Raw genomic sequence first — 24,228 nt, 5'->3', positions numbered from 1 at the left:
AAAATGTCGCCGGCCTAGCTGCGTGCCTGCAAAACCAGATCGATGTATTCGTTCGCGAGGCGCAGCGCCGCCTTCGTATCGAACGGTTCGCCCGACAACGCGCCGCGCAGCCATAAGCCGTCGATCAACGCCGCCAGGCCGCTTGCCGCGCGCCGCGCCGCCGCGCGCGGCAGCGCCTGCGAAAAATCCGCGTACAGGTTCGAATTCAGGCGCCGTGTGTTCACGTATTGCAGCCGCCGCAACTGCGGCTTGTGCATGCTTTCGGACCAGAAAGCGAGCCAGGTTTTCATGACCGGACCGCTGGTCTGCTCGGCGTCGAAATTCGCGGCCACCACCGCGCGCAGTTTCGAGCGCGGATCGGCTTTCGCCGCGCGGCGCCGGCGCGACGTGGCTTGCCACAGATCGCGCAGCACATGGCGCATGGTGGCTTCGAGCAAGCCGTCCTTGTCGCCGAAATAGTGGCTGACGATGCCGGTGGAAGTACTCGCGCGCTGCGCGACCGAGGCGAGCGTCGCGCCCGCGAGGCCGGTCTGGTCGATGGTGAGCAAGGTCGCGTCGATCAGTTGAGCGCGGCGGACTTCGCGCATTCCAAGTTTGGGCATGGTGCTGTTGGGGCGGGCTTCAGATGGCCAAGGGCGGCTAAACCCGGTCGCCGGCCGTGGATTCGATGGGCCATGTTAGGTTTTTTATATTGAACGGTCAATCAATAAAAACCGGGTTGCATCAGCGTGGACGGCGGTTGCGCCGCGCGTGTCGGTTCCGGCCAAACCCATGTCGCGTTCAGTACATGTCCGTGGCTCAGCGGGCGCTACGCTCGTTGAACGGCGTGTTGCAGACGGTCTCGCACGCCGCTCACAAGACATGGAGACAGACAATGAGCAGCAATCGCGGCGTCGTGTATCTGGGGCAGGGCAAGGTGGAAGTGCAGTCGATCGACTATCCGAAGATGGTCGATCCACGTGGCCGGGCGATCGGCCACGGCGTGATCCTGAAGGTGGTGAGCACGAATATTTGCGGCTCCGACCAGCATATGGTGCGCGGCCGGACCACCGCCGAGGTCGGCCTCGTGCTCGGCCACGAGATTACCGGCGAGGTGATCGAAATCGGCCGCGACGTCGAGACGCTGAGCATCGGCGATCTCGTTTCCGTGCCGTTCAACGTCGCCTGCGGACGCTGCCCGACCTGCAAGGCGCAGCACACCGGCGTGTGCCTGAACGTGAATCCGTCGCGCGCGGGCGGCGCTTATGGCTACGTCGACATGGGCGGCTGGATCGGCGGCCAGGCCGAATACGTGATGGTGCCGTACGCCGACTTCAATCTGCTGAAATTCCCCGACCGCGCGCAGGCGATGTCGAAAATCCGCGACCTCACGTGCCTTTCCGACATTCTGCCGACCGGCTATCACGGCGCGGTGATGGCGGGCGTGAAGCCCGGCGCCACCGTTTATATCGCGGGCGCGGGGCCGGTGGGCATGGCGGCGGCCGCGTCGGCGCGTCTGCTGGGCGCGGCCTGCACGATCGTCGGCGACATGAACGAGGCGCGCCTCGCGCATGCGCGCAAGATGGGCTTCGAGACGATCGACCTGTCCAAAGACGCCACGCTCGGCGAACAGATCGAACAGATTCTCGGCAAGCCGGAGGTGGACTGCGCGGTGGACTGCGTCGGCTTCGAGGCGCACGGCCACGGCAGCAGCGGCTCGCATGAGGAAGCGCCGGCCACGGTGCTCAATTCGTTGATGGAAATCACGCGGGCCGCGGGCGCGATCGGCATTCCGGGCCTGTACGTCACGGACGATCCGGGCGCCGCCGACGCCGCTGCGCGCAAGGGCAGTCTGAGCATCCGCTTCGGTCTCGGCTGGGCCAAGTCGCATTCGTTCCATACCGGGCAAACGCCGGTGATGAAGTACAACCACAATCTGATGCAGGCGATCTTGTGGGACCGCTTGCCGATCGCGGATATCGTCAACGTGACGGTGGTGTCGCTCGATCAGGCGCCCGATGGTTACCGGCAGTTCGACGGCGGCGCGCCGCGCAAGTTTGTGATCGACCCGCATGGGTTGTTGAAAGCGGCGTAAAGCAGCATCAGGCAACATAAAGCGGGCTGGCGGGATCGCATCGTTCGCGGTCCCGCTCGTCCGATTGCCGTGCGCAATCGCAGGCAATCGCAGACGGTATCAAGGCCGGCGCGTCCGTGCATGCAATGCCGGGAAATTGACGCGCGCGGATGCTCTCGCTGCGTCGCACTCATCCGTCGCTCTCTCCGAGCGCCAAGCACTCCACCTCTCACCAGCCCGAACTGTGCCCACGCGCCAGAATGTCGGGCGATCAACCGCTCACCTCTGCTATCCTTTCGCCGCGTGTCGCGCCGGACGATCGCTCGCGCGCGACCTGTTCGGTTCAAAGCGCGCTATTCGTCAGCCACAGCGCAACGAAAAAATCCCGCTTCTGCCACGAGAGCATTGATGAGCAACACACGTTGGACCGTGATTTTTCTCTGCTTTCTGGCCAATCTGGTGAACTACGTCGACCGCGCGAATCTTGCGGTCGCCGCGCCGCAGATTCAGCGCGCGCTAGGCCTAGGCCCGACTGAAATGGGCCTGGTATTGAGCGGGTTCTTCTGGACCTACGCGCTCATGCAGATGCCGTTCGGCTGGTTCGTCGACCGCGTCGGCGCGCGCATCGCACTGCCTCTCGCCGTGGGCTGGTGGTCGCTGTTCACCATGCTGACGGCAGTGCCGACCGGCATCGCGGGAATGTTCGGCTGCCGGTTGATGCTGGGCGCCGGTGAAGCCGGCGCGTATCCGTCTTGCGTGAAGCTTGTGTCGCAATGGTTCGAGCCCCGGCAACGCGCTTTCGCCACCGCCATTTACGACAGCGGCTCCCGGGTCGGCTCCGCGCTTTCGATTCCGGTCGTCGCGTTGATCATCGGTTCTTTCGGCTGGAAGGCCGCCTTTGTCATCACGGGCGCGTTGGGCTTCGTGTGGGTCGTCGGATGGTTGCTGATTTATCGCGATCCTTCACGCGCACATCGCGCCGGCGCGGTCGATTCGTCTGTGCAATCGGGAGCCGCCAAGCGTAGGAAAATCACCTGGCGTTCGCTCTTCACCCATCGCACGCTGTGGGGAATGATGCTCGGCTTCTTCTGCCTGAACTTCGTGATTTACTTTTTTATCACGTGGTTTCCGAGCTATCTGGTCCAGACGCACCGTTTCTCGCTGAAGTCGCTCGGCACGCTCGGCATGATTCCCGCGCTCGTCGCGATCCCTTCCGGTTGGCTGGGCGGCTTCGTGTCCGATTCACTGGTCCGGCGCGGCTGGAGTCTGACGGCCGCGCGCAAATCCTGCATGGTCGGTGGAATGCTGCTCTCGTCGGTCATTACGCTGTCCGCCTTTACGACGAACATCTATCTGGTGCTCGCGTTTTTCAGCGTCGCCTATGGCAGTCTCGCGTTCGCCGCGGCCAGTGTGCTGTCGCTGCCCAACGACGTGGCGCCGACGCCGGATCACGTTGCATCGATCGGCGGAATCCAGAACTTCGCGTCGAATCTCGCGGGCATCGTCATTACGACATTCACCGGTTTCATGGTCGCGTTGACGAATGGTTCGTTCAAGGTGCCACTGTGTGTGGCAGGCGGCTCTTGCCTGCTGGGTGCGCTCAGTTATCTCGTGATCGTCGGCAGAATCGAGCCGCTTACCGTTGGCGATACCGCCGATACCGCCGATACCGCTGATGCCGCTGATCCCGTCGCGACGCCCGGCGTCGGCTCGGAAATGTGAACCCGACCTGAACGCTCGAAGAATCAGGCCGCCATCACAGGCACTACCGCAAGCGAAGGCGCCTGCTTGCGACGCTCGCGCGTCGGCGCGGTGCCGAACGCGTCGCGATAGCTCTTCGAGAAGTGGCAAGCCGACTGGAAGCCGCAAGCCATCGTGATATGCATGATCGACATGTCGGTTTGCAGCAGCAGTTCGCGGGCGCGCCGCAAACGCAGCGTCAGATAGTAATGCGTCGGCGTCATCCCGAGATGCTCGCGAAAGAGCCGCTGCAATTGCCGCTGCGACATGCCGGCGAGGCGCGCGAGTTCCTCGCGCGAAAGCGGCTCTTCGATGTTGTTCTCCATCAGCGAGATCACTTCGAAGAGCGACTTGTTGGCCGAACCTAGCCGCGCGACCAGCGGCATTTTCTGTTGCGCGCTGGTGTCGCGCACATGTTCGACGATGAACTGCTCGGCGATCTGCGTGACGCGCGCCGTACCCACGCGCGGCGCGATCAGGTTCAGCATCATGTCGAGCGGCGCCACGCCGCCCGTGCAGGTGACCCGATCGCGGTCGATCACGAACAGTTCTTTCAGAAAGCGCGTGTCGGGAAACTCCTCCTTGAGCGCCGACATGTTCTCCCAGTGAATCGCGCAGGCATAACCGGCCAGCAAGCCGGCGCGCGCGAGCGCATAAGTGCCGGTGCACAGGCTGCCGAGCACGCTGCCCGTGCGGGCAAAGCGGCGCAACGCGGAAAGATGGGCGGGCGTGGTGGCGCGCTGCACGTCGATGCCGCCGATCACGAACACGATATCGGGCTGGCCGACGCATTCCACCGGCCCCGTATCGACCGAGAGGCCGTTGCTCGCCGTGACCGGTCCGCCTTCGGGACTCACGATCGACCAGCGATAAAGCGTCTGTCCGCTCAGGTAGTTCGCCATGCGCAGGACTTCGATCGCGTTGGTGAAAGCGATCATCGTGAAGTTCGGAACCGGCATGAATGCGAAATGCGACAACGATGCCGTGCGGTCGGTGGCCATGGGAGGAATGATTCCTTCGAATCTATAGTGTCGCGTCGCCGTGGGGAGCGGCGACTCCTGCAATTTTGCGTATTTGTGCAACTACCATGCCATCAGGCTAAACCCTCAGTTGCCGCCGGTTAAGGTTGGACAGCCCGACAAGGGGCACCACAACGGAGCCGCGAGCCTGTTTTTCGCACCTGAACCGCGCGCGGCGATCGGTTGCAGTGCAGCACGAAGGCCGGCCCTGCGTCTGATGATTGGGCGGCGAAGATCGGCGGAGAAAGCGCGTCAGCGCCGACTTGTGAAAAAAGGACGGGCATGGCGGAAAAGGCAAAGAACACGTCTGAATTCATAAATTGGCGCGCGGGGCGAACGTCAAGAATAGACGCAATGCAGACCGGCGGCGGCAGGGCTCAAACGATCCACTGAGCGGCGCTTTCCGGCCTTTCCGTCAACGACTTCACGGACCCTTCCATGTCGAACCCGAATCCCTTCTTCGAAGAATCGCTGGCCACGCGCGATGCCGCGGTGCGCGGCGCTGTTTTGAAAGAGCTTGAGCGCCAGCAGTCGCAAGTCGAGTTGATCGCGTCGGAAAACATCGTGTCGCGCGCGGTGCTCGAAGCGCAAGGCTCGGTGCTGACCAACAAGTATGCGGAAGGCTATCCGGGCAAGCGTTACTACGGCGGTTGCGAATACGTGGACGTGATCGAGACGCTTGCGCTCGATCGCATCAAGCAACTCTTCAACGCGAAATTCGCCAACGTGCAGCCGCATTCCGGCGCGCAGGCCAACGGCGCGGTGATGCTCGCGCTGGTGAAGCCGGGCGACACGGTGCTCGGCATGTCGCTCGACGCGGGCGGCCACCTCACGCACGGCGCGAAGCCGGCAATGTCGGGCAAGTGGTTCAACGCGGTGCAGTATGGCGTCAATCGCGACACGATGCTGATCGATTACGAGCAGATCGAGGAACTCGCACAGCAGCATAAACCGGCTCTGTTGATCGCCGGCTTCTCGGCTTATCCGCGCGCGCTCGATTTCGCACGGCTGCGCGCGATTGCCGATGGCGTGGGCGCGAAGCTGATGGTGGACATGGCGCACATTGCCGGCGTGATCGCGGCGGGGCGTCACCAGAATCCGGTCGACCATGCGCACGTGGTCACCTCGACCACGCACAAGACGTTGCGCGGCCCGCGCGGCGGCTTTGTCCTGACGAATGACGAAGACATCGCCAAAAAGATCAACTCCGCGGTGTTCCCCGGCTTGCAAGGCGGCCCGCTGATGCACGTGATCGCAGGCAAGGCGGTGGCGTTCGGCGAGGCGCTGCAACCCGGCTTCAAGACTTATATCGACAGCGTGCTCGCCAACGCGCAGGCGCTCGGCGAAGTGTTGAAGGCAGGCGGCGTCGATCTGGTGACGGGCGGCACCGACAACCATCTGCTGCTGGTCGATCTGCGCCCGAAGGGTCTCAAGGGCAACCAGGTCGAGCAGGCGCTGGAGCGCGCCGGCATTACCTGCAACAAGAACGGCATTCCGTTCGATACAGAGAAGCCGACGGTCACTTCCGGCATTCGCCTCGGCACGCCGGCGGGCACGACGCGCGGCTTCGGCGTGAGCGAATTCCGCGAAATCGGGCGGCTGATCGTCGAGGTGCTCGACGCGCTGCGCGACCACCCCGAAGGCGACGCCGCCACCGAACAACGCGTGCGCCGCGAGATTTTCGCGCTGTGCGAACGCTTCCCCATCTACTGAGAACGCCTGGAGCACACGATGAGCACTCTGCACGACAACAGCATCATCATCGACGGTCTGAACATTTCGAAGTTCGAGCGCTCGGTGTTCGAGGACATGCGCAAGGGCGGCGTCACCGCGGTGAACTGCACGGTCTCGGTTTGGGAAAGCTTCCAGAAGACGGTCGACAACATCGCCGAGATGAAGCAGCAAATCCGCGAATACGGAGAGATTCTGACGCTGGTGCGTACCACCGACGACATCTTCCGCGCGAAGAAAGAGAACAAGACGGGCATCATTTTCGGCTTCCAGAACGCGCACGCTTTCGAGGACAACCTCGGCTATATCGAAGCCTTCAAGGATCTCGGCGTGAACGTGGTGCAGCTTTGCTACAACACGCAAAACCTGGTGGGCACCGGCTGCTATGAACGCGACGGCGGTCTGTCCGGCTATGGCCGCGAAGTGATTCAGGAGATGAACCGCGTCGGCATCATGGTCGATCTTTCGCACGTGGGCGGCAAGACGTCCTCGGAAGCGATCGCGGCTTCGAACAAGCCGGTGTGCTACTCGCATTGCTGCCCGTCGGGATTGAAAGAACATCCGCGCAACAAGAGCGACGAGCAACTGAAAGAGATTGCCGATGCGGGCGGCTTCGTCGGCGTGACGATGTTCGCGCCGTTCCTGAAGCGCGGCGCGGATGCGACCGTCGAAGACTATATCGAGGCAATCGAGTACGTGGTGAATCTGATCGGCGAAGATCAGGTCGGCATCGGCACGGACTTCACGCAAGGCTACAGCACCGAGTTCTTCGACTGGATCACGCACGACAAGGGCCGCTATCGCCAACTGACCAACTTCGGCAAGGTCGTGAATCCGGAGGGCATTCGCACGATCGGCGAGTTCCCGAATCTCACGGCCGCGATGGAGCGCGCCGGTTGGAGCGAGACGCGCATCAGGAAGATCATGGGTGAAAACTGGGTGCGGGTGTTCGGTGAAGTCTGGACAGTCTGAGCGCCACTCAACGAACCTCACTCTATAAAAAACGGAGTCTCCACATGCAACCCCAACTGCCTATCGACGTCGACCCGAATACCGGCGTCTGGACCACCGACGCGCTGCCGATGCTGTACGTGCCGCGTCATTTCTTCACGAACAATCACACCGCCGTCGAAGAAGCGCTGGGCCGCGACACGTATGCCGAGATTCTCTACAAGGCCGGCTACAAGTCCGCCTATTTCTGGTGCGACAAGGAAGCGAAACAGCACGGCATTTCCGGCATGGCGGTGTTCGAGCATTACCTGAACCGTCTGTCGCAACGCGGCTGGGGCATCTTCAGGATCACCGAATCCGATCCGTCGAGCTCGCGTGCGCGCATCGAATTGCATCATTCGTCGTTCGTGCTCGCGCAGCCGGGCAAGGAAGGCAAGCTTTGCTACATGTTCGCCGGCTGGTTCGCGGGCGCGATGGATTGGGTCAACGACACCGCGCCGGATGCCGCGCGCAAGGGCCCGCCTTCGTATTCGCGGGAAGCGCAATGCGCGGCTGAAGGCCACGATCATTGCGTATTCGAAGTGTCGCCGCTCGCTTCGTAACACGCCTGAGCCTATCCATTCCGAGGTCGATCGCGATGCGTTACCCGAACCTTTTCAAGCCTCTCACGCTGAACCAGTTGACCTTGCGCAACCGCATCGTCAGCACCGCGCACGCGGAGGTCTATGCGGAACCGGGCGGCTTGCCCGGCGACCGTTATATCCGTTACTACGAGGAGAAGGCGAAGGGCGGTGTCGGCCTCGCCGTCTGCGGCGGTTCGAGCCCGGTGTCGATCGACAGCCCGCAAGGCTGGTGGAAGTCGGTGAATCTGTCCACCGACAAGATCATCGATCCGCTCGCGCGGCTCGCCGAGGCGATGCATCGGCATGGCGCGAAGATCATGATTCAGGCCACGCACATGGGCCGCCGTTCGGCGTTTCATGGCGAGCATTGGCCGCATCTGATGTCGCCTTCCGGCGTGCGCGAGCCGGTGCACCGCGGCAACGCGAAGATCATCGAAGTGGAGGAGATTCGCCGCATCATCAGCGATTTCGCGGCGGCCGCGAAGCGCGTGAAAGATGCCGGCATGGACGGCGTCGAAATCTCGGCGGCGCACCAGCACCTGATCGACCAGTTCTGGAGCCCGCGCACGAATTTCCGCACCGACGAATGGGGCGGCTCGCTCGAAAACCGTCTACGTTTCGGCACTGAAGTATTGAAGGCGGTGCGCGAAGCGGTGGGCGCGGATTTCTGCATCGGTTTGCGCATGTGCGGCGACGAGTTTCATGAAGACGGGCTCGATCATGAGCAGTTGAAGGAAATCGCCCAGGCCATGAGCGAAACGGGCCTGATCGACTACCTCGGCGTGATCGGCTCGGGCGCGGACACGCACAATACGCTCGCGAACTGCATGCCGCCGATGGCGCTGCCGCCCGAACCGTTCGTGCATCTCGCGGCCGGCATCAAGTCGGTGGTGAAGGTGCCGGTCATGCACGCGCAAAGCATTCGCGACGCGGGGCAGGCGGAACGTCTGCTGGCGGGCGGCATGGTCGATCTGGTCGGCATGACGCGCGCGCAGATCGCCGATCCGCACATGGTCATCAAGATCCGCGATGGCCGCGAGGACGAAATCAAGCAGTGCGTCGGCGCGAATTATTGCATCGACCGTCAGTACAACGGGCTCGACGTGCTGTGCGTGCAGAACGCCGCGACCTCGCGCGAGGAAACCATGCCGCACGTGATCGCGAAGACGCGCGGGCCGAAGCGCAAGGTCGTCGTGGTCGGCGCGGGTCCGGCGGGACTGGAAGCGGCGCGCGTCGCGAAGTCGCGCGGTCATGACGTGGTGCTGTTCGAGAAGAACGACTACGTGGGCGGCCAGATCATGCTGGCCGCGAAAGCGCCGCAGCGCGAACAGATGGCGGGCATCGTGCGCTGGTTCGATATGGAGACGAAGCGCCTCGGCGTCGATCGTCGGCTCGGCGTTGCCGCCGACGAGAAAACCATCATGGCCGAGCAGCCGGACATCGTCGTGCTGGCGACGGGCGGCTCGTCGTTCACGTCGCAAGTGGCGGCATGGGGCGTCGAGGAAGGTCTTGCCGTAAGTTCGTGGGACGTGCTGTCGGGCAAGGTCGAACCGGGCAAGAACGTGCTCGTGTACGACGGGGTGAGCACGCACGCCGGCGCGGGCGTCGCCGATTTCATGTCGAGCCGCGGCTCGAACGTCGAGATCGTGACGCCGGACGTGAAGGTCGCCGACGACGTGGGCGGCACCACGTTCCCGATTTTCTATCGCCGGCTCTATGCGCAGGGCGTGATTCATACGCCGAATTACTGGCTCGACAAGGTCTACGAGGAAGACGGCAAGAAGATCGCCGTGATCCGCAACGAGTACACGGAAGAGCAGGAGGAGCGCGCGGTCGATCAGGTGGTGATCGAGAACGGCAGCACGCCCAATGACCAGCTTTACTGGACGCTCAAGCCCGAGTCGGTCAATCGCGGCCAGGTGGACGTGCACAAGCTGTTCGCCTCGGAGCCGCAACCGTCCTTGAGCGAAGAACTCGGCAACGGCCGCTTCCTGCTGTTCCGCGTCGGCGACTGCATTTCCATGCACAACATTCACGGCGCGATCTACGACGCGCTGCGTCTTTGCAAGGATTTCTGACGATGAGCCCCGTGTTTGTCATCACCGTCCTGCTGTGGCTGTCGGTGGCCGGCCTCGCGTTCGCGCTCGCCAAACGCGCCGCTTACTGGCGCGAAGGCCGCGCCACGGCGGCGGGCGCCTACGGCTGGGCGAATCTGCTGTCGATTCCCAAGCGCTACTTCGTCGATCTGCACCATGTGGTCGCGCGCGACCCGTACATTGCCAGGACGCACGTCGCCACCGCGGGCGGCGCGATCCTCGCGATGGCGCTGGTGTTCGTCAACTACGGGCTGGCGATTTACTCCGTGTGGCTCGACCGGTTGATTTTCCTCGCCGCGCTCGTGATGCTGGTGGGCGCGGTATTCGTCTGGCGTCGCCGACATGGCGCGAAGGCGGTGCCGGCACGGCTTTCGCGCGGGCCCTGGGATCATCTGCCGCTGCTGCTCGGTTCGTTCGCGCTCGGTCTCGTGCTGTTCGTCGCGCTGCCGGCTTCGGCGATGTCGGGTGCGCTCGCGATCGTCGTCGCGTTGCTGATCGCGGCGGGCGCGTTCACGATGACGTTCGGCGCGGCGCGCGGCGGCCCGATGAAGCATGCGCTCGCCGGTCTGCTGCACCTCGCGTTTCATCCGCGCCAGGAGCGTTTCGCCGAGCGCAACGATAGCGACGTGGTGCCGCCGACCGCGCTAAAGGCGCCGCTCCTCGACGCAAAGGAATACGGCGTTGGCAAGCCGGTCGAGTTTCGCTGGAACCAGTTGCTGAGTTTCGACGCGTGCGTGCAGTGCGGCAAGTGCGAGGCGGCGTGTCCCGCGTTCGCCGCCGGCCAGCCGCTCAATCCGAAGAAGCTGATTCAGGATCTGGTGACGGGCATGGTGGGCGGCACGGACGCCAACTATGCAGGCAGTCCCACGCCCGGCATTCCGCTCGGCAAGCATGCCGGCGCGCCCGGCAAGCCGCTGATTTCCAGCCTGATCGAAGCGGATACGCTGTGGTCGTGCACGACTTGCCGCGCCTGCGTGCAGGAGTGCCCGATGCTGATCGAGCACGTCGACGCGATCGTGGACATGCGGCGCAATCAGACCCTGGTCGAAGGCAACGTGCCGGGCAAGGGGCCGATCACGCTCGCCAATCTGCGCGAGACGGGCAGCGCGAACGGTTACGACATCGGCGCGCGCTACGACTGGGCGGTCGATTTGCAAGTGCAGGTCGCGCAACCGGGGCGTCACGTAGAGGTCTTGCTGATCGCCGGCGAAGGCGCGTTCGACATGCGTTATCAGCGCACGCTGCGCGCGCTGGTCAAGGTGTTGAATCGCGCGGGCATCGACTACGCGGTGCTCGGCGGCGTGGAAACCGATACCGGCGACACGGCCCGGCGTCTCGGCGACGAAGCCACCTTTCAGCAACTCGCGCGGCAGTTGATCGGCACGCTTTCGCAGTACTCGTTCCGCAAGATCGTCACCGCCGACCCGCACGTGCTGCACAGCCTGCGCAACGAATATCGCGCGCTGGGCGGCTTCTACGAAGTGCAGCATCACACGGCGCTGATCGACGAACTGGTCGCGAGCGGCAAACTGTCGCCGCGCGCGGTGGCCGCGTTGGCCGAACGCAAGATCACCTATCACGATCCATGCTACCTGGGCCGCTATAACGGCGAGACCGAAGCGCCGCGCCGCTTGCTGAAGAGCATCGGCATCAAGGTGGTCGAGATGGAGCGCAACGGCATGCGCGGGCGTTGCTGCGGCGGCGGCGGCGGTGCGCCGTTGACCGACATTCCCGGCAAGCGCCGCATTCCCGACATTCGCATCGACGACGCTCGCACGGTCGGCGCGGAAATCGTCGCGGTGGGTTGCCCGAATTGCACGGCGATGCTCGAAGGCGTGGTCGGACCGCGTCCTGAAGTGCTCGACGTTGCCGAACTGGTTGCAGCGGCGCTGGAGTAACGCGATGAACACTCTCAAACGAATCGATCCGCGTCGGCCGTTCATCATCACGGCGGATGGCCTCAGGCGCATCACGCTCGGTGCGACCGGCGTGGCCGGGTCGGCGGACTTCGCGGCGGCTGGCTCGGCGGGCCATCATCGCGAGCAGGCCAAGCCGCGCCGCACGAGCGCGACGCCGCAGCGCGTGTTGCTGGTTGCCGCCCATGCGGACCGCGGCGCATTGGACGACCACGCGCGTCAAACGCTGGCCGCCGCCGCATTGATCGCTGACACAACCACCGAAGTGGTGCTGCTGGTATTCGGCGAGTTCACCGGCGAGGCCGCCGCGCTCGGCATGCTCGGCGTGGATAAGCTGATCGAATTGCCGATGTTCGACCGCCGCAAGTTTGCGCCGATCGACGAATTGAACGCGTTGGCCGCATGCGTCGCGGCGTATGCGCCGGTCCATATTTTCCTGCCCGACAACGCGACCGGCGACGGCGACCTCGGCCGCCGCTATGCGGCTGCCGCCAATGCGAGCGTCGCAACGCATGTGGTGGAGATCGATGCCACGCACGTCGCGGCTTATGTGCGGGCGAATACCGCTTTCGCCGCGCGCTCGCTGCCCGAAGTGGTGCTGCTCGCGCCGAACGCCGTCGATCCGAAATTGCCGTTTGTCGGCGCGGGCGAGCGGGTTGTGTGGCGCGTCGACGGCGAGCCGGTTTCGTCCAAAGGCGCCGTGCGCGATCTCGGCATCGAGGAAATCGACGCCGCGCAACTGGCGCTCGAAGAAGCGGATTTCATCGTCTCGGCGGGCAACGGCGTGAGCGACGTCCCCGCGTTCGAGCGTCTCGCGTCCACCTTGGGCGCGGCGATCGGCGCAAGCCGCGTGGCCGTGGACGACGGCAAGTTCACGCGCGACAAGCAGATCGGCGCGACGGGCAAGACGGTCGAGGCGAGCGTCTATATCGCGTTCGGCATTTCGGGCGCGGTGCAGCATCTGCAAGGCATCAAGGATTGCCGTCACGTGATCGCGGTGAATCTCGACGCCAGCGCGCCGATCGCCAAGCGCGCGAATCTCACCGTGATCGCCGACGCCCAGGAAACCATCGCCGCGCTGAACGAAGCCGCATCCGCGGCGCGCACGGCGCGCGGAACCGGCGCGGCCTTATTGAACTCGACGGCACCGGCCGAGGGAGCGCTCGCATGAAGATCGCCGTACTAGTTTCCGTGGGCCGTCATCCGGTGAGCGGCGCCGCGCGCTACAGCCGCAACGACGCCGCCGCGCTGACAATGGCGCTCTCGCTCGCGAAAGCGCACAACGCGACGCTCGACGTGCTGCACGCGGGCGATCCGTCGAATCCGGCGCTCAACGAATATCTCGCGCTCGGCGCGCGCTCGGTCGAAGTGCTCGAATTGCCGGCGACGCCTGAATTTCAGGCCGACGCCGCCGCGCCGCTTGCCGCGCGTCTGCGAGGTTACGACCTGGTGCTGACCGGCACGCGTGCCGAAGGCGCATTCGACAGCGGCATGCTGCCGTATCGCGTCGCTCATGCGCTGGAGATGCCGCTCATCGGCGCGGCGGTCGATCTGACCTTGCGCGACGGTTGCGCCGAAGTCCGGCAATTCATGCCGAAGGGTTTGCGCCGGCGCGTCGAGGTGCAACTGCCTGCCTTGCTCGCGGTGCATCCGATGGCCAACGCCGTGCCGAAGTATGCGTATGCACGGCTGCGTGAAGGCACGATCCGCCCGGTCGCCACGCGTAGTGAGAGCAAGTCCCGCGACCCCGACTCCGTCGCCTGGACAGTTCGCCCGGCCAGCGCCAAACCGGTGCGCCTCGCCGCCGCCGAAAAGCGCTCCGGCCACGCCCGCATGCTCTCGGCAACGACGACCGAAAGCCGTGGCGGCAGCGTCGTAATTGAAGGGAGTTCCGTCGAAAAAGCACAAGTGATACTCGCGTATTTGCGCGAGCATCAACTCGTGGATTACTGATTTCTCATTCAGGCCAGCGCGCGACCAGGAGGGCCTGGCGCGGCACCAGACGTGATACGCAACGGAGCACACAATGAAAGTTTCCGCAGACGTTCGCGCAATGATCGAACGCCGCAAGAAGAATCACACGCTGGAAGCGCCGTTCTATACGAGCGAGGATATTTTCGCGCTCGACATGGACGCGATCTTCCGCCAGCACTGGATTCAGGTCGCAGTGGAGCCGGATGTGCCGGAACCGGGCGACTACATCACGGTGGAAATCGGTCACGATTCGATCCTGATCGTGCGCGACGACGACATGCAGGTGAGGGCGTTTCACAACGTCTGCCGCCACCGCGGGTCGCGGCTGTGCAACAGCGAGAAAGGTTCGCTCGGCAATATCGTCTGCCCGTATCACAGCTGGACGTATAGCCTGACCGGCGATCTGATGTACGCCGAGCACATGGGCGATCAGTTCGACCGCTGCAAGCACAGCCTGAAGTCCGTGCACCTCGAAAACCTCGCGGGCCTGATTTTCATTTGCCTCGCGGAACATCCGCCGGCCGACTTCGCCGTGGTGCGCGCCGCGATGGAACCGTATCTGCTGCCGCACGATCTGCCGAGCTGCAAGATCGCGGCGTCGATCGACATCATCGAGGAAGGCAACTGGAAGCTCACGATGGAGAACAACCGCGAGTGCTATCACTGCGTCGCGAACCATCCCGAGTTGACGATTTCGCTCTATGAATACGGCTTCGGCTATCAGCGCACGCCGGCCAACGAGGAAGGCATGGCCGCGTTCGAGGAAACCGTGGCGCGCCGCACCGCGCAGTGGGAGGCGATGAATCTGCCTTCGGCGGAAATCGAACGGCTCGCCGATCTCGTCACGGGTTTCCGCACGCAACGCTTGCCGCTCGATCGCGACGGCGAATCGCAGACACTCGACGCGAAAGTCGCCTCGAAGAAACTGCTCGGCGGTTTCGAGCAAGCCGACCTCGGCGGCCTGTCGTTCTGGACGCAGCCGAATTCATGGCATCACTTCATGAGCGACCATATCGTGAGCTTCTCGGTGATTCCGCTGTCCGCCGGCAAGACGCTCGTGCGCACCAAGTGGCTCGTGCACAAGGACGCGCGCGAGGGCATCGACTACGACGTGAACAACCTCACGGCCGTGTGGCGCGCGACGAACGATCAGGACCGCGCGCTCGTCGAATACTCACAGCGCGGCGCGACGAGCAGCGCCTACGAGCCGGGTCCGTATTCGCCGTTCACCGAGGGCCTGGTCGAGAAGTTCTGCGAGTGGTACATCGGCCGCATTGCCGATTACGACAACGCACCCCAAACCAGCGACGCGGGCAGTACCGCGCCGCTACCGCACGGCGAAAAAGTCGTGTCGTTCAAGCGCTGAGCGCAATACCGCAACCAGGAGCGGGAGAAAACAATGATGCGCGATCAGGCGACGTTTCAGCTCAGGACCGAGCCGGCTCCCAACCGCGTGACGCAACCGCGGTTCTGGGAGACGCTGCCGGCGCGTTGGAACAGCGATACCGACGACACGCTGGTGTGCTGCCAGGTCCGCCAGGAAACGCACGACGTCAAAAGCTTTTTCTTTCGCGCGCCGTCGGAACGCGCGTTCGTGTTCGAGCCGGGGCAGTTCATCACGCTCGAACTGGAGATCGACGGCGAGGCGGTGAATCGCTGCTACACGATTTCGTCGCCGCCAACGCGACCGCATACGATTTCGATCACCGTGAAGCGGGTGCCGGGCGGCAAGGTGTCGAACTGGCTGCACGACAACCTGCATGCGGGTTCGCAGGTACGCGTGCTTGGGCCTTCCGGCGAATTCACCTGCGCGCGGCATCCGGCGCGCAAGTTTCTGTTTTTGTCGGCGGGCTCGGGTATCACGCCGTTGATGTCGATGAGCCGCGCGCATCACGAACTGGGTCAGGACAGCGACATCGTATTCGTGCACAGCGCGCGCACGCCGGACGACATCATTTTCGCGCGCGAGCTCGATCTGATTGCCTCGAATCAGGCGCATTTCCGCACGGCGTTCGTGTGCGAACGGCTCGGCGCGCGCACGAATTGGCCTGGCGTGACCGGCTTTCTTACGCTGCCGCTGCTCAAGCTGATCGCGCCGGATTTCCTCGAACGCGAGATCTTCACTTGCGGGCCCGCGCCGTATATGCAGGCCGTGCGCAATTTGCTGGACGAGGGCGGATTCGATCGCAGCCATTATCACGAGGAAAGCTTTTCGTTCGAGACGGTGAGCGAGGTCGCCGCCGAATTGACGACCGCGCATGTCGCGGATGCGTTGCAGACAGCCAGTGCCACGGTTCCCGCTACCGCGGAGAGCTTTGCCGAAATGCGCGCAGAGGCGCCGGGTTTTGCGCCCGCGCCGGTCGAGTCGACGGACACGAAATTCAAGGTGAGCTTTGCCAAAAGCCATCGCGAGATCGAATGCGGCAGCGGTCAGCATGTACTGGATGCGGCGAAGAAAGCCGGCGTTCGGCTGCCCGCATCGTGCACGCAGGGCATGTGCGGCACGTGCAAGGTGAAGCTGGTGTCGGGTGAAGTCGCGATGAAACACGCGGGCGGGATTCGTCAGCGTGAGATCGACCAGGGCATGGTGCTGCTGTGCTGCAGCAAGCCGCTCAGTGATCTCGTCGTCGATAAGTAAGACAAGAATCGGACCCGGATTTCGGGCGAGGTCGCATGCGGACAACTGCATGTCGGAAAACAACGTTACCCGGCCTTTCTGGCTGGCGATTCTAAATGCTCAATGGGTTGTTTTTTGGACGGCGAACGGGAGATGGCGATGAGACTGATCAAAAAGATATTGGTGTTGAGTACCTTGAGCGCGGCGCTGGCGGCAAGCAGCGTTAGCGTGTCGGCCGATACGAAGCCGACCATCAAGATCGGTTACGTGGAAGGCTGGGACGACAGCGTGGCGACGTCCAACGTGGCCGCGCGCGTGATCGAAAAACGCCTCGGTTATCAGGTGCAACTCGTGCCGGTCGCGGCCGGCGTGATGTGGCAAGGCGTGGCGCGCGGCGATCTGGACGCGACGCTCTCCGCGTGGCTGCCGGTCACGCACGGTGCGTACTGGAATAACTTCAAGGAGAAGGTGGTCGACCTCGGCCCGAACTTCAACGACGCGAAGATCGGCTTGATCGTGCCGGAGAATGCCGACGTGAAGACCGTGGGCGATCTGGAAGCGAAGAAGGCGGAATTCGGCGCGCGCATTGTCGGTATCGACGCGGGCGCGGGCGTGATGCAGAAAACCAGCGAAGCGATCAAGGCGTATGGGCTGAACTATACGTTGATGCCGAGTTCGGGTAGCGCGATGACCGCCGAACTGGCACGCTCGGAAGCGGCGAGCAAGCCGATCATCGTGACCGGCTGGAAACCGCACTGGATGTTCGCGAAGTACAAGCTCAAATTCCTCGAAGACCCGAAGAAAGTATTCGGTGAAGCGGAGCACGTGGATAGCGTCGTGAATCCGGAACTCGAAAAGAAAGCGCCGCCCGTCGTCGCGTTCCTGAAGAAGTTTCAATGGAAGCCGGGCGAGATCGACAGCGTGATGCTGGCGACGCAAAACGGCGAGAAGCCGACCGCCGCCGCCGATGCATGGATCAGCGCGCATGGCGATCGCGTGGATAGCTGGGTGAAGTGATCGCTCTGCTCTTGTGAAACGGTTGCCGCTTTGTCAGAGCGGCAACTTCTAAAGAAAACGCCGCTTTTTAGCGGCGTTTTTGCCTATTCTCTGCTTATTGCAGCACGACGGTTCGATCGCCGTTGATAAACACGCGCCGCTCGATAAACGCCTTCACCGCTCGCGCCAGCGTGATGCATTCGACGTCGCGTCCCGTGGCAAGCAGCCGCTCCGGGCCGTAAGCATGATCGACGCGCTCCACCACCTGCTCGATGATCGGGCCTTCGTCGAGATCGTCGGTCACGAAATGCGCGGTTGCGCCGATCAGCTTCACGCCGCGCGCATGCGCCTGGTGATAAGGCTTCGCACCCTTGAAGCCGGGCAGGAACGAATGATGGATATTGATCGCGCGCGCCGCGAGCGCGCGGCTCGTTTCGCCGGAAAGAATCTGCATGTAGCGCGCGAGAATCATCAATTCAGCGCCCGAGGTCTCGAACAGATCGAGCAGGCGCGCCTCCTGTTGCGGCTTGGTGTCGGCGGTGATCGGCAGATGATGGAACGGCAGGCCGTGCTGCTGCGCAAGCGGTTCGAGGTCGCGATGATTCGAGCCGATGCCGACGATGTCCATCTTCAACTCGCCCATGCGCCAGCGGAATAGCAGGTCGGCGAGACAGTGTTCGAGTTTCGACACCATGATGAGCACCTTCGGCCGCGTGCCGACATCGTGCATGGCCCATGTCATCTGAAAGCGCTCGGCGATGACGGTGAATTCACGCTCGAGCGCCGCGATGTCCAGGCTCTCCTTGCTCTCGACGCCATGAAACACGCAACGCACGAAGAAGCGTTCGCTGAGGTCGTCGTCGAAAACGGTCAGTTCGTCGATATAGCAATGATGCCGGTCGAGAAAGCCGACAACGGCGGCAACCTGGCCCGCCGCGCTCGGACACGCGACGGTGAGAACCAGTTGATCGGGACGGGAATCGGCGGACATGCGCTCTCCACATAGACGATAAGGCGACGCCGCGGGGCGCGGCATGCATCATCGCAGTAGAGCAAATCCACCGGACGCGCGGATAGAAGCTAACCGCCGTCGCGCTGGAATGGGAACGTCAGGCGCTCATTCGGCGTCGAGTCCGCATTCGCCCAGCAGCCATTGGCGAAACGCGCTGATGACCGGCGTGGCCGTGCGCTGCGTGACGAGCAGATAGCCGCGCCCGGTGACGAGCGGCGTATCGAACAGTTCGACCAGTTGCCCGGTAGCGAGGAGTTCGTCGACGAGCGGCGCCCAGCCGAGCGCGACGCCCTGACCCATGATCGCGGCGTGAGCGACCAACGTGTAGCTGTTGAACGTGATGCCGCGATGCGCGGCGGGCGCGTCGAGGCTGTGCGCGGCGAACCAGTCGGCCCATGAAAGCCAGCGCGCCGGCTGAGTGGGTTCGAGATGCAGCAGCGGCAGATTCGTCAAGTCCGCGGGGGTGCGCAACGACGGATGCGCCGCGACAAACGCGGGGCTGCACACGGGCGTCACGCGTTCGGGAAACAGCTTGACCACGCCGCGCGCGGTCCAATCCGCATCCTCGTCGCCGAATGCAATCGCAATGTCGGACTGCTCGTGCGATGGGTCGAACACATTCTGCGAGGTGATGATCTTCACGTCGACGTCCGGCATCAACGCCTTGAATTGCGACAGGCGCGGCATCAGCCAATACGTGGCGAAGCCGAAATCGGTGGAGAGCGTGAGCGTTTGCGGCGTGCGCCGCGCGCGAATCTCGGCGGTGGCTGCGCGGATCGTGTCCAGCGCGTCGTGCACGGCTTCGAAGAGACGCACGCCGTCCTCGGTCAGCGTGACGCCGCGGTGGCCGCGCTCGAAGAGCGGCGCGCCGAGCGCTTCTTCGAGCTGCACGACGCGCTGACTGACCGCCGGCTGCGTCGAACCCAACTCGCGAGCGGCCGCCGTGAAGCTGGCGAGCCGCGCGGCCGATTCGAACATCGTCAACGCCTGCATCGGCGGCAAGCGATCCTGCCTCGACATAACGCCCCCTTATAGGCACATAACGATTTGCCGTCTTCACAGCGGCGAATTGGACGGCAATAGTGCTGTTGCTGCCCGGCCTGATTCATCCGCTTGCAATGCCATTTGCACCAACATTTGCTCCAACATTTGCGATTCTATTCGAGGCACGTTCCAATGCTTGACACCAAAAAGAATATTCTTATTCTCATGGCCGACCAGATGACGCCTTTCGCGCTTGCCGCTTATGGGCATCGTCTGACGAAAACTCCCAATCTCGATCGCCTCGCGAAGCAGGGCGTGGTGTTCGAGTCGGCGTATTGCGCGAGTCCGTTGTGCGCGCCGTCGCGCTTTTCCTTTTTGTCGGGCAAGCTGCCGTCCGCGATTGGCGCTTACGACAACGCAGCGGAATTTCCGTCGCAAACACTGACGTTCGCGCATTATCTTCGGGCGGAAGGATATCGCACGATCCTGTCCGGAAAAATGCATTTCTGCGGCGCCGATCAATTGCACGGTTTCGAGGAACGGCTCACGACCGACATCTATCCCGCCGATTTCGGCTGGACGCCCAACTGGGACGATTTCGAAACGCGCCCGACGTGGTATCACAACATGAGTTCAGTGATCGACGCGGGTCCGTGCGTGCGCACCAATCAACTCGACTTCGACGACGAAGTCACGTTCACGACCCGGCAAAAGCTCTTCGACATCGCGCGCGAGCGTCATGCCGGCAAAGACGCGAGGCCGTTCTGTCTGGTCGCCTCGCTCACGCACCCGCACGACCCGTACGCGGTTCCGCAAAAGTACTGGGACATGTACCCCGACGAATGCATCGACATGCCCGCGTATCGCGATTCGTTCGACGAAGCCGATCCGCATTCGAAGCGCTTGCGGCACGTCTCTCAAACCGACCGCACGCCGCCGACCGACCAGCAGATCCGCAATGCGCGCCGCGCTTATTACGGCGCGATTTCCTATGTCGACGATCAGTTCGGCGCGATCCTCGATGCACTCGAACAGACGGGCCTCGCTCAGGACACCGTGATCGTCGTGACATCGGACCACGGCGAGATGCTCGGCGAGCGCGGCCTTTGGTACAAGATGACGTTCTTCGAAGGCGGCTGCCGCGTGCCGCTGATCGTGCATGCGCCGCAGCAGTTCGACGCGCATCGCGTGAAGGCGTCCGTATCGCATCTCGATCTGTTGCCCACGCTCGTCGAATTGGCGCGTGGCGAGTTGCCCGCCGTGTGGCCGGATTCGCTCGACGGACAAAGCCTCATGCCGCATCTGCGCGGCGCCGGTGGCGGTCACGACGAGGCGATCGGCGAATATCTGGCCGAAGGCGCGATAGCGCCGATCGTGATGCTGCGGCGCGGGCAGTTCAAGTTCATCCACACGCCGGCCGATCCCGATCAGCTATACGACGTCGCGGCGGACCCGTTCGAGCGCGAGAACCTTGCCGCGCGCGCCGAATACGCGCTGCTAGTGGCGGCGCTGCGCGAGGAGATCGCGCGACGCTGGGATCTCGCCGCGTTGCACGAGGAGGTTCTGAAAAGCCAGCGCCGCCGTCACTTTCATTTCGCGGCCACGACGCAGGGCACGGTTGCGTCGTGGGACTGGCAGCCGCTGGTGGATGCGAGCCAGCGCTACATGCGCAACCACATCGATCTCGATACGCTGGAAGCGATGGCGCGCTTTCCCGCCGTCGCGCACTAGTTTGCCGCCCGGTGTTCCGCTCGATATCCCGCTCATGATTCACCTACCTACAGGAAGCCGACATGATGAAAAAGCTCTTGAAACAGGCCGTATCCGGCGCCGCGCTCTTCTGCGCCGCGGCCACTCTTGCTTCGGCCGCGGAGCCGCAGTCGTGCACGCAGGTCAACATGGCGGGGCCGGGCTGGACCGACATCGACGCGACCAATGCGATGACCGGTGTCGTACTCAAGGCGCTCGGCTACACGCAGAAGGTGGCGAACCTGTCGGTGCCGATCACCTATCAGGGCTTGAAGAAAGGGCAGATCGACGTGTTCCTCGGCAACTGGATGCCGGCGCAGGCGCCGGTCGTCAAGCCGTTCGAGGAAGAGAAATCGATCGAGGTCGTGCATCCGAATCTCACGAACGCGAAGTTCACGCTCGCGGTGCCCGATTACGTGGCGGCTGCCGGTGTCCACTCGTTCGCGGACCTCGCGAAGAACGCCGACAAGTTCGACAATAAGATCTATGGCATCGAACCGGGCGCGCCGGCCAACCAGAACATCAAGAAGATGGTCGACGACAAGGCGTTCGGCCTCGGCAACTGGAAGGTCGTCGAATCGAGCGAGACCGGCATGCTCACGCAGGTGGAGCGCGCGGTGCGCGAGAAGAAGTGGATCGTGTTCCTCGCCTGGGAGCCGCATCTGATGAACACAAAGTTCAAGCTGACCTATCTCGACGGCGGCGACAAGTACTTCGGGCCGAATTACGGCGGCGCCACGGTCAATACGGTGGTGCGCAGCGGTTATGCCGCGCAATGCCCGAATGTGGGGCGCCTTTTCAAACAGCTTACGTTCAATGTCGATCTGGAAAACGGCGTAATCACCGAAGTACTGGAAAAGAAAACAGGCGTCGACGTCGCGGCCACCGAAGCGCTCAAGCGTCACCCGGAACTGTTGAAGTCGTGGCTCGACGGAGTTAACACGGCTAGCGGCGCGAATGGCTTGCAAGCGGTGCAAACCGCCCTCGGCGTGAAATAAAGCGGCATTCGTGGCGGCAAGGTCGCCAGGCGACAGATTCATGTCGCATGCGGTTGATTCGCCATAAATCTGGACTCGTATTCTTGACCCGTCGAGGCAGGCAAGCCATGCGGATTGACTGCCTCGACGCCAGCTCCACTCCGTTTCAGTCAGTCCCAGCCGGTTTCGAACTGCCCTCATGCGAGAAACGCCGCGCGTCGAATACAACGCCCGGCAAGGATCGCTTCATCCAACGAAATACGCAGGCAAAGAGCAGGGGAGAATCTAGATGAAGAAGAGAAATGCCGCCAGTCTTTCGGGACTCGCTCTCGCGGCCAGCGCCGCATTCGCGCCCACGGCTGTTCATGCGCAAAGCAGCGTCACGCTGTACGGCATTCTGGACGCCGGCATCACTTACGTGAACAACGCAGGCGGCGCCCACCAGTTCAAATTCGATGACGGCATTTCGTACGGCAACCGGATCGGCTTCAAGGGCGTGGAAGATCTCGGCGGCGGCTTGCAAGCCGTGTTCGTGCTCGAATCGGGTTTTCACCTGGGCAACGGCCAGCTTGGATTCGGCGGCGCCGAATTCGGACGCCAGGCTTATGTCGGCCTGAAGAACTCGTGGGGCACGCTGTCGTTCGGCAATCAGCTCGACATGACCGAGGAGTTCGTCTATCTGTACAACATCTCCGCATGGGCGAGCGGCTACGCGATCCACCAGGGCGACTTCGACCGCATGAACGGCGACCGTCTGCCGAATTCGGTCAAGTTCCTGTCGAGCGATTTCTCGGGCTTCAGTTTCGGCGGCATGTATTCGTTCGGCAATACGGCGGGCGACTTCCATCAGAAAAGCGCGTGGAGCGTGGGCGCACGTTACGAGCACGGCGCGTTCAACATCGGCACCGCTTATACGCAGTTGAACAACCCGTACGGCATCTATGCGTTCGATCCGTATGCGATGATCGGCACGCGCAGTTTCCTCGGCCGGCCGACTGTTTCCGTCGATCCGGCAACCGGCGCGGTGACGGATCTGTATAGCTCGTCATCCTTTCCGGTCGATAAGCAAGGCGCGTTCGGCATTGGCGCCGCCTATACGATCGGCAAGCTGATGCTGACCGGCGACTTCACGTATACGACCATCAAGGGTCTGGGTCAGACCTCGCATATGCAGGTTTATGAGGGCGGCGCATCGTACAACTTCACGCCGGCGCTCGCGTTGTACGGCGGTTATCAGCACACGCGCTTTGAAGGCAATCACTGGAATCAGGGATCGCTGGGCCTGCATTACCTGTTGTCCAAACGCACGGACGTATATATTTCCGGCGACTATCTGCGCGCGTCCGATGGCGTGAACGCGGTGATCGGCTATAGCTTCGCGCCGTCCACGTCGAACACGCAGTCCGACGTGCGGATCGGCATGAAGCACGCGTTCTAGAGGGTGTTAGGCACTTTTTGTCAGACCTGGTATCCTGGCAGAATGAAAAAACGCAGGCCATACCCAACGGATGTATCGGATGAAGAGTGGTACTTCGCCGCTCCGTACCTGACCTTGATGAACAAGGACGCACCGCAGCGCCGCTACGAACTGCGCGAGATGTTCAACGCGCTGCGCTGGATCGTACGCGCGGGTGCACCGTGGCGTTTGTTGCCCAATGACTTTCCACCTTGGGAACTGGTCTACCAGCAGACGCAGCGCTGGATTCAGGCCGGCTGTTTCGAGGCCATGGTGAATGACCTGCGTTCGATCATCCGGATCGCGCAGGAGCGTCGTGGTCAACCCAGCGCGG

20 protein-coding genes are annotated in these 24,228 nt (G+C 63.0%); 16 read left to right on the top strand and 4 right to left on the bottom strand.

Annotated elements, in window-relative coordinates; all coding sequences use genetic code 11:
- Positions 1-14: 14 nt before the first annotated feature.
- On the bottom strand, positions 15-602 hold the full coding sequence (gene betI, locus BUE39_RS23505) for a transcriptional regulator BetI (protein ID WP_073431119.1): 588 nt from the start codon (positions 600-602) through the stop codon (positions 15-17).
- Positions 603-874: 272 nt separating this feature from the next.
- Between betI and fdhA the strand changes: the two genes are divergently transcribed.
- Positions 875-2,074: a formaldehyde dehydrogenase, glutathione-independent gene (gene fdhA / locus BUE39_RS23500; protein ID WP_073431118.1), complete on the top strand. Its 1,200-nt coding sequence runs from the start codon at positions 875-877 to the stop codon at positions 2,072-2,074.
- Between the two features lie 387 nt (positions 2,075-2,461).
- The gene (locus tag BUE39_RS23495) at positions 2,462-3,775 is read left to right on the top strand and encodes an MFS transporter (protein WP_073431117.1); all 1,314 of its coding nucleotides are present in this window, start codon (positions 2,462-2,464) and stop codon (positions 3,773-3,775) included.
- A 23-nt stretch (positions 3,776-3,798) separates the two neighbouring features.
- Here BUE39_RS23495 and BUE39_RS23490 read toward each other — a convergent pair whose 3' ends face one another.
- Positions 3,799-4,794 (bottom strand): GlxA family transcriptional regulator, encoded by a 996-nt coding sequence (locus tag BUE39_RS23490; RefSeq protein ID WP_073431116.1) that lies wholly within the window; start codon positions 4,792-4,794, stop codon positions 3,799-3,801.
- Positions 4,795-5,250: 456 nt separating this feature from the next.
- On the opposite strand from BUE39_RS23490, the gene BUE39_RS23485 reads away from it, so the two are divergent.
- The 10 genes from BUE39_RS23485 to BUE39_RS23440 all read left to right on the top strand — a co-directional run bounded on the left by BUE39_RS23485 (position 5,251) and on the right by BUE39_RS23440 (position 17,737).
- Positions 5,251-6,525, top strand: coding sequence for a serine hydroxymethyltransferase (locus BUE39_RS23485; RefSeq protein WP_073431115.1), 1,275 nt, complete (start codon positions 5,251-5,253; stop codon positions 6,523-6,525).
- Between the two features lie 18 nt (positions 6,526-6,543).
- The gene (locus BUE39_RS23480; protein ID WP_073431114.1) at positions 6,544-7,515 is read left to right on the top strand and encodes a dipeptidase; all 972 of its coding nucleotides are present in this window, start codon (positions 6,544-6,546) and stop codon (positions 7,513-7,515) included.
- 44 nt (positions 7,516-7,559) lie between these two features.
- Positions 7,560-8,096, top strand: a complete 537-nt coding sequence (locus BUE39_RS23475; protein WP_073431113.1) for a DUF5943 domain-containing protein — start codon at positions 7,560-7,562, stop codon at positions 8,094-8,096.
- A gap of 35 nt (positions 8,097-8,131) precedes the next feature.
- Complete coding sequence (locus BUE39_RS23470) at positions 8,132-10,195, top strand: NADH:flavin oxidoreductase (protein WP_073431112.1); 2,064 nt, start codon at positions 8,132-8,134, stop codon at positions 10,193-10,195.
- A gap of 2 nt (positions 10,196-10,197) precedes the next feature.
- Entirely contained in the window at positions 10,198-12,111 is a 1,914-nt protein-coding gene (locus BUE39_RS23465) for a (Fe-S)-binding protein (RefSeq protein WP_073431111.1), read from the top strand.
- A gap of 4 nt (positions 12,112-12,115) precedes the next feature.
- The gene (locus BUE39_RS23460) at positions 12,116-13,300 is read left to right on the top strand and encodes an electron transfer flavoprotein subunit alpha/FixB family protein (protein ID WP_073431110.1); all 1,185 of its coding nucleotides are present in this window, start codon (positions 12,116-12,118) and stop codon (positions 13,298-13,300) included.
- Positions 13,297-14,082, top strand: a complete 786-nt coding sequence (locus BUE39_RS23455; RefSeq protein ID WP_073431109.1) for a drug:proton antiporter — start codon at positions 13,297-13,299, stop codon at positions 14,080-14,082. Before BUE39_RS23460 ends, BUE39_RS23455 begins: the two co-directional genes overlap by 4 nt.
- Positions 14,083-14,155: 73 nt before the next feature.
- On the top strand, positions 14,156-15,469 hold the full coding sequence (locus BUE39_RS23450) for an aromatic ring-hydroxylating oxygenase subunit alpha (RefSeq protein ID WP_073431108.1): 1,314 nt from the start codon (positions 14,156-14,158) through the stop codon (positions 15,467-15,469).
- A 33-nt stretch (positions 15,470-15,502) separates the two neighbouring features.
- Entirely contained in the window at positions 15,503-16,741 is a 1,239-nt protein-coding gene (locus tag BUE39_RS23445) for an FAD-binding oxidoreductase (protein WP_073431107.1), read from the top strand.
- Between the two features lie 138 nt (positions 16,742-16,879).
- Positions 16,880-17,737, top strand: coding sequence for a glycine betaine ABC transporter substrate-binding protein (locus BUE39_RS23440; RefSeq protein ID WP_073431160.1), 858 nt, complete (start codon positions 16,880-16,882; stop codon positions 17,735-17,737).
- A gap of 94 nt (positions 17,738-17,831) precedes the next feature.
- Here the strand turns inward: BUE39_RS23440 and purU are convergent, their stop codons facing one another.
- Both purU and BUE39_RS23430 read right to left on the bottom strand, forming a co-directional pair.
- Positions 17,832-18,707 carry a formyltetrahydrofolate deformylase gene (gene purU / locus BUE39_RS23435; protein ID WP_073431106.1) on the bottom strand — a complete coding sequence of 292 codons (876 nt, stop codon included), beginning with the start codon at positions 18,705-18,707 and terminating at the stop codon, positions 17,832-17,834.
- 126 nt (positions 18,708-18,833) lie between these two features.
- Positions 18,834-19,748: a choline sulfate utilization transcriptional regulator gene (locus BUE39_RS23430; protein WP_073431105.1), complete on the bottom strand. Its 915-nt coding sequence runs from the start codon at positions 19,746-19,748 to the stop codon at positions 18,834-18,836.
- 156 nt (positions 19,749-19,904) lie between these two features.
- Between BUE39_RS23430 and betC the strand changes: the two genes are divergently transcribed.
- From betC to BUE39_RS23410, 4 genes are all read left to right on the top strand, one after another.
- Complete coding sequence (gene betC, locus BUE39_RS23425; protein ID WP_073431104.1) at positions 19,905-21,443, top strand: choline-sulfatase; 1,539 nt, start codon at positions 19,905-19,907, stop codon at positions 21,441-21,443.
- A gap of 62 nt (positions 21,444-21,505) precedes the next feature.
- A complete protein-coding gene (locus tag BUE39_RS23420) occupies positions 21,506-22,459 on the top strand; it encodes a choline ABC transporter substrate-binding protein (protein WP_090518820.1) in 954 nt (317 codons plus the stop codon).
- Positions 22,460-22,727: 268 nt separating this feature from the next.
- Positions 22,728-23,876: a porin gene (locus tag BUE39_RS23415; RefSeq protein ID WP_073431103.1), complete on the top strand. Its 1,149-nt coding sequence runs from the start codon at positions 22,728-22,730 to the stop codon at positions 23,874-23,876.
- A 42-nt stretch (positions 23,877-23,918) separates the two neighbouring features.
- Positions 23,919-24,228, top strand: a 310-nt coding sequence (locus BUE39_RS23410) for a transposase (RefSeq protein WP_143169517.1), incomplete at its 3' end; no start/stop codon positions are given.

The sequence above is a fragment of the Paraburkholderia terricola genome, assembly GCF_900142195.1.
Classification (GTDB): domain Bacteria; phylum Pseudomonadota; class Gammaproteobacteria; order Burkholderiales; family Burkholderiaceae; genus Paraburkholderia; species Paraburkholderia terricola.
The sequence above is the reverse complement of the archived record's forward strand: the minus strand, read 5'-3'. Positions and strand labels throughout refer to the sequence as shown.